Annotated in this window: 15 protein-coding genes and 1 other annotated feature; of the genes, 4 read left to right on the top strand and 11 right to left on the bottom strand. The window is 40.0% G+C overall.

The window, feature by feature from the left end:
- Positions 1-12 precede the first annotated feature (12 nt).
- The 4 genes from IV67_RS08210 to arsC all read left to right on the top strand — a co-directional run bounded on the left by IV67_RS08210 (position 13) and on the right by arsC (position 2,005).
- Entirely contained in the window at positions 13-957 is a 945-nt protein-coding gene (locus IV67_RS08210; protein WP_057788899.1) for a nucleoside hydrolase, read from the top strand.
- Between the two features lie 93 nt (positions 958-1,050).
- A complete protein-coding gene (locus IV67_RS08205) occupies positions 1,051-1,395 on the top strand; it encodes a hypothetical protein (protein ID WP_057788898.1) in 345 nt (114 codons plus the stop codon).
- Positions 1,396-1,397: 2 nt separating this feature from the next.
- Positions 1,398-1,589 carry a hypothetical protein gene (locus IV67_RS08200; protein ID WP_057788897.1) on the top strand — a complete coding sequence of 64 codons (192 nt, stop codon included), beginning with the start codon at positions 1,398-1,400 and terminating at the stop codon, positions 1,587-1,589.
- 11 nt (positions 1,590-1,600) lie between these two features.
- Positions 1,601-2,005: an arsenate reductase (thioredoxin) gene (gene arsC / locus IV67_RS08195; protein ID WP_057788895.1), complete on the top strand. Its 405-nt coding sequence runs from the start codon at positions 1,601-1,603 to the stop codon at positions 2,003-2,005.
- 28 nt (positions 2,006-2,033) lie between these two features.
- Here arsC and IV67_RS08190 read toward each other — a convergent pair whose 3' ends face one another.
- The 11 genes from IV67_RS08190 to IV67_RS08140 all read right to left on the bottom strand — a co-directional run bounded on the left by IV67_RS08190 (position 2,034) and on the right by IV67_RS08140 (position 14,463).
- Positions 2,034-2,873, bottom strand: coding sequence for a helix-turn-helix domain-containing protein (locus IV67_RS08190; RefSeq protein ID WP_057788894.1), 840 nt, complete (start codon positions 2,871-2,873; stop codon positions 2,034-2,036).
- Positions 2,874-2,917: 44 nt separating this feature from the next.
- On the bottom strand, positions 2,918-4,114 hold the full coding sequence (locus IV67_RS08185; RefSeq protein WP_057788889.1) for an MFS transporter: 1,197 nt from the start codon (positions 4,112-4,114) through the stop codon (positions 2,918-2,920).
- 155 nt (positions 4,115-4,269) lie between these two features.
- Entirely contained in the window at positions 4,270-5,094 is an 825-nt protein-coding gene (locus tag IV67_RS08180) for an energy-coupling factor transporter transmembrane component T family protein (protein WP_057788887.1), read from the bottom strand.
- Positions 5,084-6,808: an ABC transporter ATP-binding protein gene (locus IV67_RS08175; protein ID WP_057788885.1), complete on the bottom strand. Its 1,725-nt coding sequence runs from the start codon at positions 6,806-6,808 to the stop codon at positions 5,084-5,086. Before IV67_RS08175 ends, IV67_RS08180 begins: the two co-directional genes overlap by 11 nt.
- An 8-nt stretch (positions 6,809-6,816) precedes the next feature.
- Positions 6,817-7,383 carry an ECF-type riboflavin transporter substrate-binding protein gene (locus IV67_RS08170; protein ID WP_057788883.1) on the bottom strand — a complete coding sequence of 189 codons (567 nt, stop codon included), beginning with the start codon at positions 7,381-7,383 and terminating at the stop codon, positions 6,817-6,819.
- Positions 7,383-8,228, bottom strand: coding sequence for an SAM hydrolase/SAM-dependent halogenase family protein (locus IV67_RS08165; RefSeq protein WP_057788881.1), 846 nt, complete (start codon positions 8,226-8,228; stop codon positions 7,383-7,385). Before IV67_RS08165 ends, IV67_RS08170 begins: the two co-directional genes overlap by 1 nt.
- A gap of 46 nt (positions 8,229-8,274) precedes the next feature.
- Positions 8,275-8,508: a binding site (T-box leader), on the bottom strand.
- Between the two features lie 65 nt (positions 8,509-8,573).
- A complete protein-coding gene (locus tag IV67_RS08160) occupies positions 8,574-8,759 on the bottom strand; it encodes a hypothetical protein (RefSeq protein WP_057788879.1) in 186 nt (61 codons plus the stop codon).
- 83 nt (positions 8,760-8,842) lie between these two features.
- On the bottom strand, positions 8,843-10,624 hold the full coding sequence (locus IV67_RS08155) for an ABC transporter ATP-binding protein (protein WP_057788877.1): 1,782 nt from the start codon (positions 10,622-10,624) through the stop codon (positions 8,843-8,845).
- The gene (locus IV67_RS08150; RefSeq protein WP_057789123.1) at positions 10,624-12,345 is read right to left on the bottom strand and encodes an ABC transporter ATP-binding protein; all 1,722 of its coding nucleotides are present in this window, start codon (positions 12,343-12,345) and stop codon (positions 10,624-10,626) included. The genes IV67_RS08155 and IV67_RS08150 overlap by 1 nt, the downstream gene beginning before the upstream one ends.
- A gap of 127 nt (positions 12,346-12,472) precedes the next feature.
- Positions 12,473-13,756: a GTPase HflX gene (gene hflX / locus IV67_RS08145; protein ID WP_057788875.1), complete on the bottom strand. Its 1,284-nt coding sequence runs from the start codon at positions 13,754-13,756 to the stop codon at positions 12,473-12,475.
- 26 nt (positions 13,757-13,782) lie between these two features.
- A complete protein-coding gene (locus tag IV67_RS08140) occupies positions 13,783-14,463 on the bottom strand; it encodes a histidine phosphatase family protein (RefSeq protein WP_057788873.1) in 681 nt (226 codons plus the stop codon).
- Positions 14,464-14,625 lie beyond the last annotated feature (162 nt).

Here is a 14,625-nt window from a genome sequence, read left to right as displayed (position 1 = left end):
TTGGAGAAAATCATGGCTCGTAAAAAGATGATTTTGGATTTGGATACAGGTGTTGATGACGCCCTAGCGATTGCTTATGCTTTAGCAACACCCGATGCCGATTTAATTGGAATTGCTTCTTCATATGGTAATACATTAGTTGATACTGCCGTTGAAAATAGCTTGAAGTTATTAGAACTACTTGGTGCAACTGACGTGCCCGTTTACCGCGGCCTAAGTCACTCATCAACAACTGATAACTTTGAAACCATGCAAATTTCAATGGATATTCATGGTAAAAACGGAATTGGTGATGTCGAACTACCAACGGCCAAGCGCCCGGTAGAAGATGCTTCTGCAGTTGATTTCATTATTGAAGCTGCTCACAAGTATCAAGACGAATTAATTATCGTTCCAACTGGTCCGCTAACCAACTTGGCAGCGGCCATGGAAAAAGACCCTGAAATCGTTGATTTGATTGGTAATATCACATTAATGGGTGGTGCCCTTACCGTTCCAGGTAATGTTACCCCTTATACTGAAGCCAACATCAACCAAGACCCTGAAGCTGCTGACTATGTTTACAAACATGCCAAGCACTTGGTGATGGTTGGACTTGATGTGACCTTACAAACCCTCTTAACGAAAAATGAAACACAAGAGTGGCGTGACTTAGGAACTGAAAAAGGTCGTGTCTTTGCTGACATCTTCGATTACTATATCGATGCTTACGACCGCCTTGACATCAACAAAAATGGTGCTGCTTTGCACGACCCATTAGCTGTTGGTGTTGCGGTTGATCCAAAGTTAGTAACCCTTCTACCATTAAATATGATGGTAACGCATGATGATGGTCGTGTGATTGGTGACCCAGAACGGGCCCTTGATCCTGTTAAGACCGGATTTGCTGCTGTTGAAGTGGATACACCAGATTACTTGGATCGCTTCATGAACTACACAAATAACATTCTTGGTTAAAAGAAATGCCGACCCCTTTGGGATCGGCATTTTTTTGTGCTTAGAATATGCTACAATCGAATTAAAGTTTAAAAAAGGAATTTGCATTTATTCATGAAAAACGCCTATGTCAAAAATAGTCTGTATGCTGCCATTATTAGTCTGCTCTTACTATTTCAACAATTACCGAATGGGCTTTCAGCCAACTTCATTATCATGATTTTAACGATTTGGGCTTGTCTCTTGTTCTTTGCTTACTTTGATGAACAACGTCGCCAAAATGAACGTAAAATTGCGGACCAATTGCGTGCGAATCCCCAGGTCATTCCGGTCATTTTACAAGAAACTGCTTTATCACGTCAGGATATTGTCCGTTTGCAAACCACTCCGCGACACTTTAATTATCAAACTTTAAAACACATTCAATCACTCTTAGATGATACTAAGGAGAACCGTTAGTTATGGCAAAATTTATTTGGCGCGGTTTAACCATCGCCCTCCCACTCGCAACCTTCACGCTCGCTTTTGTCTTTCCACAGACATGGGCACGCTGGACTTTTGTCGGCTTTGCAATTTTTCAAGCTCTTGTCTTTTATTTATTAGAAAGACTATTCCGTGACCCAAATGACGATCCTGACAACTATCAAAGTTAAGACAATCAACGATGCAAATTTATTTCTTATGTACCGGTAATGCCTGTCGTAGCCAAATCGCCGAAGGCTTCGCTAAAGAACTGCTACCACCAGATTGGCTGATTGCCAGTGCTGGCATTGAAACACATGGTTTAAACCCTAACGCTGTCGCTGTTATGGCCGAAGACGGCATCGATATCTCGGCCCAAAGGTCAAAGCTAATTGATTTAGATTATTTGAATACAAGCGATTTAGTCGTTACGCTGTGTGGTGATGCCAATGATAATTGCCCCATCACGCCAAAACACGTGCGCCGTATTCATTGGAATTTAACCGACCCCGCTCAGGCAACTGGCTCTGATGTCGAAATTCATCAAGCCTTTGTCGATACACGCGACACGATTGAAAGCTTAGTCCAAAACCTAAATGTAAAATAAAAAGTAGCACCATGAGGTGCTACTTTTTTTATTTTGCTTCATTCCCATCAAGGTACGATAATTGATCAATTTCAGCTATCATCCCTTGTAGCAAATCATTATCATCTAAAAGGGCCAATTGTTGTAAATAGTGTTCCACTGCCTCAGAATTACTATCTATCAACATTAAACGGATTTTATTAATATAAACCAAATCAAACCGCTTCAATTGTTTTGAAAGGGTTAAACTACGTGAAATGTAATATTGTGCATAGGTCGAATTGTGTTCCTTTAAGTATAAATAAGATAGATTCAGTAAAAATGCATTTTTCAAAGATAATAAATGTGGATACTTCAAATCAATACACTTAAGCGCATGCTTAACAATATTTTCAGCAATCGGAGTTTCAAAAAAATATAACATATAATTAATCAAGAACAAATCAATTTCAGACCAATTATCAATTTTCTGTAAGGATTGCCAAACCGGATCAATTTGTTTTTTTAGATCCGCCATTTCTACAACATCCACGTCGATAAATGCTTTCAAAACAATTTTAATATTATCCATCGTTTGATTACTTGGTACTTGCTCTATTTTGAATAATAGCTGATTAACATCATTAATTTGCGTTGAATTGAACAAATTTTTAAAATCATTCAAAATTTGATTATAAGTGAGAACCCTACTGGACTGATCATATGCATATAATTCTGCTATTGATAGTCCTAAGCGTTCAACAATCTTTTCTACAGTATTAAAGGATGGGTCTTGATGTCCTTGCTCAATTTTAACAATTGAAGTCCTTGAAACAATCCCCGCAGCCAACTCGGCTTGGGTCATGTGACGACTTATGCGTGCTTGTTTAATTGCATATCCAATATTCATTCAAAATCTCCACTGTAATGCGCCATGACAGCTTTCATTATACATTATTCTTCTTTTCCTAGCGGTGATAAAGATGCAAAAAAACCTGTTAACGTTCTAATAACCCCTCCAACCACAATAACTGTTCCCATACTCAAGCCAATTGACAACATCTTACCACCTAGAAAAGCACCAATGGGAATCGAAGCATAAGACATCATACGTGTAACCGCAACAACTCGGCCAAGCATATCTTTTGAAACAGTCCTTTGCCTTAATGTAAAATACGTAATCACATTTAGCGTACCAAAGAAGCTGACTAATCCTAGAATAATACCTAGTAATAAATAGTTATGGGTCGTGTTCAATAACAAAGTTGTAAGCCCGGCAGCAACTGTACTACTAACTAAAACTAATCCTGATTTAAATTTAGGAATCCATCGACTACCAATTGGTCCAGCAATCAACGCACCGGTTCCGCTAATTGCCATTGCAGCCGTTGTTTGTAAGACACTCATTTTTAATTCTTTAGTCATAAAATACATGAAATTAGATTCAAACATATTTGTTCCTAAATTAGCAAAAAAGAACATTAACGAACCACTTAAAATAACTTTTTCATGCAGGACATATTCAAAACCACATTTAGCATCTCGGTAAATTGACTGAAAACTAATGCTTCGCTGATGAAACGCCGACTGAATTAACAAAGATGCAACTGCCGCAACACTTAAAAACGCTACAGAGAACCATAAGGTTTGAATGCCTCCTAATATAGTTACAATCCCACCACCGACCAGAGGTCCAATAATTGATAGTGTATTTTCAATGGTTTGTATAATTGCATTCGCATTGACATAGTCTTTTGCATCAACAATTTCTGGAATGATACTTTGAAAACTTGGATGTACCAACGGATCCGCCGAAGACAAAATAAAAACAATACTATATATCGCAATCATGTTCAGCGGTTGCAACTGCATCGCAAAAACAAGCATAAGTGCTGCAAAAGTACTAAATAAATTCCCAATAAATAGCACCCAGCTTTTTGTAAATGAATCTGCAATAACACCACCGAAAAGTGAAAATAAAATCCATGGTATGAAAGAAAAACCAAAAAGACTTGCCGCATGCAGTGCTGAACCCGTTTGATTTAAAATTATTATTGGTAAGGCTAGTTTATAAACCCAATTGGCAATCGACGAACTCAAAAAGCTTAACGCCAACAAGGCGAATTGTCGATTTCTAAATAACTTATACATCTCGATTGACCCTTATTGCTAATGTAGCTCAGCCCTTCCTGTGTTAATAAAATGACTATATATCTTTATCACATTATGAACACAGAATGTTAACTATTTTCACTTTCAGCACCCGAAAATAAAAAGTAGCACCAGCTGGTGCTACTTTTTTAGGTTTAAAATGGGTACCAGAAACGCCCACCATTTTGCCAGAGTAGGTACATTTCTAATGCAATTAGCGCAACCGCAAATCCCAGTGCTAACCAATCAATGCGTGCAAATGATTGGGCGTAATACCACGTCCGCCGCTTTTGTTTACCAAAGCGACGTAAATCCATCGCCTGACTAACTGCATCAATCTGGTTAAGCGACGCAAACATCAACGGCACCATAATCCCTAAGGCCCCCTTCAATCTTTTCCATAAAGAAGCCTTTTTTGATAGATCATGACCACGTGCTTGTTGCACTTTACTAATCGTCTGATAAGACACCTGAATATCTGGAATATAACGTAATGCCAGCGCAACCGCATATGCAACGCGATATGAAATACCAATTCGATTAAGGCCGGCCGCAAATTCACTTGGATTCGTCGTTAACAGAAAGACTAATGCTAACGGAACCGCAAACAGATACTTCACAAAGACAATAAATTCATAGTAAAGCTGTTCAAAGGTTAAGGCATAATGGCCAGAACCAAATAGAACTGTTTTCGAACCGAAGAGTTGCACGCCATATTGTGGTGCAAACACATAAATCAGCATCAGATTAATGACAGCAAAAATGGTTACTAACCACACAATCGTTCGGACATCCGCCCATTTGATTTTTGCGACATATAAAGCAACCAGCGCAACCACACTCAGTAGAATTAAATAGCGCAAATCAAAACTGAGCGAACCAAAAATTGTTAAGGCCAGAAAAATAACCAATTTCGTTGTTCCAGTTAGACGGTGAATAATACTAGTCCCAGGATGGAAGCCAAAAATATTATGATTCATTATGCGCCTCCTGTCCCGTCAAAGCCCGAAAGACTCTAGTGTCAGCAACTAAGTCAAACCGTTGTAAGAGCGTATGTACCGTTGTCGCTTGCAGATTTCCAGCCGTAACCACATCTTGATCAGCCAAAATTGCAGCTGGGGTTCCGTTTGCAATTATTTCACCATCAACCAAAACCACACTACGGTCAGCAATCGTGCACATCAAGCCCATATCATGTGTCACAACCAAAATTGTTAATTCATATTCACGCTTTAATTTCAAAATAAAAGCAATTAGTTTTTGTGCATGATAAGCATCTTGTCCTGCCGTTGGCTCATCTAAAATTAAAATTTCAAGGCGCAACGCTAAAATGGCAATGATTGATAAACGTTTTTTCTGACCAAAACTCAAACTATCAATCGGCCAATTACGCATTGGATAGAGACCCGCCGTCTTAAGTAAGTCCGTTACTGTTGTTTCAATATCCGCCTCTTCGTAGCCGCGTAACCGTAATCCTAATGCCACTTCGTCATAAACACTACTCTGCGTTAACATCAAATTCGGGTCTTGAATCACATACCCAATGACATCGGCGCGTTCCTTAATCGATAATTTGCTAAGGTCTTGATTGTGCAGACGCAAATCACCGTTCATCTTTTTATCAGTAATAAATCCGGTCAAAATATTAATCAAAGTCGATTTTCCAGAACCATTTTTACCTACTAAGGCCACAATTTCACCAGCGTCCAAATGAAAATTAACATCCTTAAATAAAGGCTCAGCTGGTCCATAACCATAACTAAGATGTTCCACTGTTAAAATTGGCTCCCCAAAATTATCAGTCGGCAAAGTTGGAAAGTCTGCAATGGTGCTTGCTAATTTTTCAGCTAAATGCGGTGCAGTCACTTGTTCAGGTAATAATAATTGTTGCGTTTCATCCAAATCAATACCAGCTCGTTTTAAAAGACGAATATATAGTGGTTCCGCCAAACCATATGCTGGTAAACAATTCGTTTGTACAGCTGTTAAAGCATCCGTATTGCTCTGAATCTGGCCTGCATCAAGGATTACCAATTGGTCTAAGTTATGTTGTAGCACTTGCGTTAAACGATGTTCAATTAAAATAATGGTTAGCCCGCGTTCTTCACGTAAGCGGTCAAGTAAATCAAGCATGTCGGAACCACTTTGTTGATCTAAACTGGCCAACGGTTCATCTAACAATAAAATGGGGCTTTCATCAATCAAAACGCCAGCCATTGCAGTGCGTTGCTTCTGTCCACCCGACAAGAACTGAGGTGCTAAATTCATGCGTTGCCCTAAATCTAAACGTTCGAGCCATTCAAGCACAGCCGCATGCATCGGGTCGGTTGCTACACCATCATTCTCAAGGGCAAATGCCACATCTTCGGCCACACTCAAACCCACAAATTGTGCGTTCGTATCTTGTAGAACAGTTCCTATGGCTTGTGAGCGTTCGAAAATACTCTGGCCATTCACCACTTGCCCGTTAATCAATAAGTCACCCGTCAAATCACCCGGATAAGCTTCTGGTATCAGACCACTGATTAAACGCCCCAAGGTTGATTTACCTGAGCCAGAGGCACCAGCAATAACGACCAATTCACCAGCATGAATCTTGAGATTAAGCTTTTTGAGGGTTGGCTCCTTTTGAGCCGCGTACTTAAAGGTCACATCCCTTAATTCTAAAATTGGGGCATTATCTGTCTTCACCATGTCTACTCCTATGCTTCGTACTCTAATGAATCTTTCTTAGTTTGTGTTCGGGTATAAATTGCAATAATCGCCGTTCCTAACACAGCGGTTGAAATGGAATTCAAACTAGCTGAGACAACACCTTGTGTAAACACCTTAGCGGCCGGTTCACTGTAAATAAAGATATCGCCCAATGGCGCAATAATCAACCACGCAATAATATTTGAAACAATTTGGGCGATATTAAAGCCAATGATTTTCTTCGTTGTGAAGGTACCACTTGTCACATGCAAGTAGCGGGCAAAGAATCCAATTAGAACCCCAAAAGCACCATCCGCAATCACCCAACTCCACCAAATTGATCCATATGAGATACCATCATTTAACGCATGCCCAATAAAGGCAACTAAACCACCAACGAGCGGACCAAAGATACTTGCAATCAAACTTAACCACGCTTGGGCCACATTAATTTGTGTGTTCGCAATCCCGGTTGGAATCGCTAAAAATTTAAATAAAATAATGAAAACCGCTGTTCCGATTCCTGTTGCAACAACCGCTTTAGTTGATAATCCTTTTTTCTTTTGCATATGCATTAACCTTCTACTTTTCTAATTTCAATTTTCCACTCTGGTCCAGCGCCAACATGATTAAGGGCCGCAAAATCGCCCATGCGAATCGCCACCCCAATTGTTGCAACTGAGTTAATGTAGAGCAATTCTGTTCCAGGTTCAACATCCGCAAATGTTTGTACAAATGGAATTTGTTTTTCTAATTTTAAGGTGTCATCTTCAAAAATACGGATAATAAAGTCTTCCCCATATTTAGGATCAAAGGCTGACTGCCATAATTCTTCCGTAACATTGGTCCATAGTGAACCGAAATTCACATCCGTAATTTCAACCGTTCCAACCAAGCCATGCTCTGTTAACTCGGCTTGGGCTAGCGGTAGGGTCTCAATTTCATCCACCGCTAAAGGTGTCCCACAATCATCAAATGTCGTAATCCCAGCTGCTAATTTTGCCCCATTATACGCATAAATATCACGACCAAGGAATGTGGCAGAATGCTCTGAGCCAGGCAGACGTTGAATGGTTTCATCAAGGACGCGAATCGCTTCAATGCCAAAGTGCTTCGCCACATGGGTCAACGTCCCATTGTCAGGTGTCACCACATACTGACCCGTTTTTAATTTCGCAATGATTGACTTACGGGCTGAACCGATGCCAGGATCAACAACTGAGACAAACACAGTTCCCGGACGCCAATACTTAATTGTTTGGAAGAGGCGGAATGACGCCTCAAACACATTAAACGGGGTAATACCTTGCGTTAATTCTGAAATACGAATTTTGTCGCTGACACCATAGGCCACACCATACATCGTTGAAACTGCACCATCACGATAACCAAAATCTGTTTGAATTACTAAATCTGCCATACCATTCCTCCTAAAAATAAAAAACGCCCCAGAAATCCACTTGGATCTCTGGGACGTTAAACCGTGTTACCACCCAAATTTTTTTGAACATTACTATCCAAAACTCACTCCGTATCAAACAATACGTGCCGCGTTAACGGGCGGACCCGGTGCATACCTCCACATGGATAGTCTGCACAAATGCTCCAAGACCATTTTCCAAATTAATAATGATTAGCTCACACCAGCCGCTAACTCTCTGAACATCTTTCATTTGTACTTATCTCTTCATCGCTTGCATTAAATATTTCTAATTTTTACTCATTATAGTGTTATCATACACTCATTGTCAACACGTGTTTTAAATCACTTGTCTTTATTCCGCTTAGGCTTAAAGGCGAGGAATAGAAAAGCAGCCGGAAAAACAAAGTGTCCCACAATTTGTCCGGCCCCGTATGCGCCAACCGGTACCTGTGTTTGTGTTAATAGATAAAAGCTATAGATTAATAATAAAACGCCTACTACAAGCGCCCAAGGTCGTTGTATTTTCATATCTGATTCTCCCATTCACAAATAAACTTACACGTCGATTATAGCAAAAAAGAGCAAGGTCGATGACCTTACTCTTTCCGTTTTTATTCAAACACCATTTGATTATGGTAAAGCTCAGAATAGAATCCGTCTTCAGCCAATAGCTCTTGATGCGTACCTTCTTCAATAATGTTTCCATTTCGAAGCACAACGATTTTATCCGCATTCAAAATCGTCTTCAAACGATGGGCAATCACAAAGCTGGTACGTCCAGCAATCACATTATCCATCGCCTTTTGGATCTTGGCTTCGGTCACTGTGTCCACGTTAGAAGTTGCTTCATCCAAAATCAACAAGTCTGGATTCGTCAAAATTGTACGAGCAATTGAAAGCAATTGCTTTTGTCCAGTTGAGAAAATTGAATTTTCATCGCTGACTTCTGTATCGTATTGATCTGGCAAAGTCATAATGAAGTCATGAATATTTGCTTGTTTAGCAGCATCAATCATTTCAGCATCCGTTGCATCTGGGCGACCATACGTGATGTTGTAACGAATCGTACCGGTGAAAATCACTGATTCTTGCAGAACGATTCCGACATGGTCACGCAATTCTTGCAAGCCCATATCACGGACATCAATCCCATCAAACTTCACGGCCCCTTCATTAACATCGTAAAAACGGTTCATCAAATTCATAACCGTCGTTTTACCAGAACCAGTTGGCCCAACTAAGGCGACCATCTGACCCTTATCCACATTAATATTGATACCATGCAAAATTTCATTGCCTTCGTCATAACTAAAGTGAATATTTTCTAATTCAACCTTACTTTGTAGACCATTAAATGCCACTTCGTCTTTAGGACTCACTTCATCATCTTGATCAAAGACTTCATCCAAACGACGGGCACCCGTCACAGCCAACTGTAGCATATTGTAAGTCGAGGTAATTTGACTGATTGGTTGGTAATATTGTTGTGAAAAGTTAACGAACGTCACAATCAAACCTAAGGCTGTCGCACGTTCCAAACTACCATTCAAGGCCAAATAACCACCAAAGAAAATCACAATGGCCGTATTAACCAAGCTCATCCCCATCATCAATGGGTATAAGATTCCTGACCAAACCTGACCACGATAAGTTGCCGCTTGCACTTTATCATTATGTTCTGTAAATCCGTCAATTGAATCTTGTTGCAAGCCGTTGGTGATAATCACTTTTTCACCATTGATTTGTTCATTGACGTACGCATTTAAATGACCAACTTCATCTTGCTGCAAATTAACATAGCGTTCAGCCTTACTAATAATAAAGACTGATAGCAAAATTGCGATCGGCGTTGATGCAATCGTCACCCAGGCTAATTGCGTACTTTGATTAAACATCATAATCAAAACCCCAATTAACAAAGCAATTTGTGAAAATGCTTGGAAAATAGCTTCATTCATGGCGTTATAAATATTATCAATATCCGACGTAAAACGTGACAAAATTTCACCATCACGATGTGAATCGAAATATTTAACCGTCATTCGTTGCATTTTTCCAAACAAACCAGTTCGCATGTCATTAACGGCACGTGAAGAAACAATCGCTTGCGCCATGGCATTAATCAATGAGCCCACAGCCATCAAAATAATAAAGAGTACAAACAACCAAAGGGCATCATAGACCTTATCCAAGGAAGCTTGCGCAGCTGTCGCTGGATTTGATTTAAGCATCAAATAATTCGCAATTTCTTGAATTGATCGTCCCATATAAACAGGCGCTTTAACTTGGAAATAGGTTGCGACAATCGTAAAGATCGCAATCACTAGCATGCCTAATTTATAGTGTTTAAAGTAACCGGCAAAAAACTTAATTGCTCGTCCAAAACTAGCCATTAGTCAATCACCTCCTGTGCTTTTTGTGTTTCATAAATTTCGCGATAAGCTGGTGAATTTTCAACCAACTCATGGTGCTTTCCAGTCGCGATTAATTCACCATCTTCCATAACAAAAATACGATCTGCATTAATCACTGATGAAATCTTTTCAGCAATCACAAATTTAGTTGTATCTGAAAGTTGCTTATCAAGCGCTTCTTGTACTAACTTCTCGGAACGCGCATCTAGCGCTGAAGTTGAATCGTCTAAAATCAACACTGCCGGTTCGCCAATGACACCTCGTGTAATTGACAAACGTTGTTTTTGACCACCTGAAAAGTTAGAAGAACGTTCTTCAACGATATGCTCATAATCGTCATCGTATTTTTCAATAAATTCTGAAGCTTGCGCCATCTTGGCGGCGCGCACCATATCAGGTCGCCCTGCATTTGATTTACCTTGACGTAAATTATCTGAAATCTTACCAGAGAACAGAATCGCTTTTTGCAAAACAAATGCGACCGCATTACGCAAAGACTTCTCATTAACATGACGTAAATCTTCATTTCCAACTTTGACTGAGCCTTCAGTTGGATCATATAAACGTGGAATTAATTGCGCTAAGGTCGACTTACCTGAACCAGTCGCCCCGACAATTCCAATCATTTCCCCTTGTTTAACCTTAAATGACACATCCTTCAAAACGGGTGCATCATCCCCGGGATAAGCGAATGAAACATGATCGAATTCAACATCACCTGACAATGCTTCACTTGGTGCCGCAGCATCAAAAGTCAAGTCTGGCTCTGTATCCATAACTTCCATAATACGCTTTGCTGATTCCATTCCACGGGCAGCAAAAGTCATCATAAATCCAGCCATCACGATGGCATTCATAATTTGCAAAAGGTAATTAACGAAAGAAGTTAACGCCCCTAACATTTGTGGATCAGATGTAATATTGCGTCCAACAAATAGAATTGAGACAGCAATCGCAATTTCACCGATTAGGAAGAACGCGGGCATCAAAATACCAAACAAATAACCAATTTTAATATTAATATTAGTCAATTGCGTTGAAGCGTCATCAAAACGTTCTTCTTCATTCTTTTCTTGATTAAATGACTTAACAACACGGACACCCTGTAGGTTTTCCTTCGCCATATTATTCGTTTTTTCAATCCATCCTTGAACTGATCCGAACAATTTTCCCATGGGCTGGAAAACACCCATACTAATCAAAACAACTAGGATAACCATTACCAGAATCACCCACCACAATTGTGGCAAAGTCGTTAACGCTAAGACCAAGGCCCCAACGAACAAAATTGGCACACGTAGTAATGACTGGAAAAAGGCCATCACAATGGTCTGCACTTGTTGTACGTCATTGGTCATGCGGACCACTAAACTTCCGGTTGAGAAACGCTCAATGTTTCCAAATGAGAATGTCTGAATCTTCTTATATTCATCAGCACGAATATCGGCTGCGGTTCCCATCGCAATGCGAGCTGAAAAGACTGTATTCAAAGCCCCTGCAGCCAGTCCGATCAAGGCAATCACAATCAATTGAATTCCTAAAGGATACATTTTTGATAGTTCATCGTCCGCAATCGCTTGAATCACTTGTTGTAGTAATTTAGGTTGCCACAGGCTTGTTGCTGCGGCAATGGCAATCGTTAAAGAAGCCCAAACGACATCTTTCTTATATTTCGAAATATAAGGGAGTAAAAATTTAATCATTTTACTTGCTCCTTTTCATTTTTAAAATTTGGCAGTGTCGCCATTTTAACACATTTATTAGAAAATGCACCGCTTAAATTGGAAAATTAAAAGCACACCGCTTATCGGTATGCTTTTTAGATCTTTAGTCCACAATATATGCTGCAAATCGACCAACTTGGACAGGCGTTAAGACCACCTGCATTTTAGTTCCTGTTTCAACATACTCTGTATTCAAGACCGTTGCTTGTTCATTCAATTCTGCAACAATCTGGCCTTGGTCAAAAGGCACCAAGATTGTTTGCTCTTTTAAATCAGCAAAAATGTGCTGACGGACAGTTTCGACCAGTACATCTAATGATGTCTCATCTTGGGCGGAGATGATTAAATTATCACCAACGCGTTCAGGATAGACGACATCTTCACATTTATCCGCTTTATTATAAACCACAACCATTGGAATATCGCCTACACCAATTTCTTTCAAGGTTGCTTCCGTTGTCTTCATCATTTCACGATAATTTGGATCTGAATAATCAACAACTTGTAACAATAAATCAGCTTGGGCCGCTTCAGCTAAGGTTGCTTTAAAGGCTGCGACCAAACCATGCGGTAAATTAGACACAAATCCAACTGTATCTGAGAGTAAGAAGCTTTGCTTATCTGGCAAATTCAACTTACGGACCGATGTCTCCAATGTCGCAAAGAGCATATCTGCTTGGAAGACGGTCTTATCTTGGTTTTCACCATAACGACGTACCAAAGCATTCATAATCGTTGACTTACCGGCGTTAGTATAACCAATCAAAGCGACATTTTTAATACTCTCTTTATCACGACGCGCACGACGGGTTGCATCATCAGCTTCAATTTCAGCCAATTCTTTACGTAAATCACCAATTTGATGTTCAATATGACGACGATTCATTTCCAGCTTCGTTTCACCAGCCCCACGACTAGTAAAACTACCACCATTTCCGCCAGTTTGTTGGTCCAAACGAACATTCATTGATGTACGTAAACGTGGTAGTTGGTATTGCAACTGTGCAATCTCAACTTGCAACTTCGCCGTTCGTGTTTTAGCACGCGATGCGAATATATCCAAAATCAAAGCCGTCCGGTCAATAATGCTAACGCCTGTCTCTGCTTCTAAATTACGAATTTGTGAAGGAGACAATTCATCGTTGGTGACTACCATATCAGCTTGATAGTATTCAACCGCCTCTTTCAAGGCTTCCACTTTCCCTTTTCCAAAATAACTACCCGGATTTGGTCGTTCCAACTTTTGCGTAACGGTTCCCACCGGTTCCATTTGATTTGCTTCGACTAAATTAGCCAGCTCTTCCATTTGATAGTCAAAATCTTCGGTTTGTCGATCCAAACCGGCTAAAATGACTGGACGCTTTGCGTCAATTTCGTTTTCTATCATTTAATGTCCTTATCTACAATGATCGCCTACCAAATGGTCGTCGTATCATTATATGCTTTCATTTTTAGATCATCATCTGTGACTTCCCAGACTGAGACCATCCCGTTTTGTGGCGCAATATGTGTCGTTTTTTCACTATCAAAACGACCCGCTACATTACGCACCACAGTACCATGGGCAACAACCAGTACATTATCCCCATCTTTGTGGTTTTCACGTACAGTATCTAATGCAACGTCAAAACGCTTCCAGAACATTTCAGCACTCTCTGCGTCATGATATGGATCTACTTCATGGAAAGTATCCATTGTTCCATCCATCGTCAAATGTTTCGTTAAATCACCATATGATGTGATTTTGTCGGCATCAACAAGTTGCTTTTCAGCAGCAATCTCACCGGCAATTTCGTCGCCACGCAATCCTTCATACACACCGAAGAAAACTTCACGGAAACCAGGTAATTCAACTGGCGCTGTTAAGTCACCACTTTGGTCATTTTGCGCTAAAATATGTTCAGCTGTAATCCGAGCACGACTCAAATCAGATGAATAGGCACCCGCAAAATCAACATTTGCCAAACGTTTACCGGCTGCATCTGCATCAGTAATGCCACTCTCAGTTAACGGGGCATCACTCCATCCCTGCATTCGTCCATATTTATTTAAATAAGTCTGTCCGTGTCGAACCAAGTATAAATTAAATGACATGTGTGAATTCCTCCATTTGTGCTTTGAGCCGTTGCTCTATGTATGTCTAATCCCTATCATTATAGCATTTTTAGAATTCTTTTTTCGTATGGATCACAATTAAAAAAATATTGACAATAATCTATCACCTCTGTATAGTTAATTATTGTTGTGATGATATTT

Origin of the sequence: Weissella minor, assembly GCF_001437425.1 — a bacterium.
Classification (GTDB): Bacteria; Bacillota; Bacilli; order Lactobacillales; family Lactobacillaceae; genus Weissella; species Weissella minor.
The sequence above is the reverse complement of the archived record's forward strand: the minus strand, read 5'-3'. Positions and strand labels throughout refer to the sequence as shown.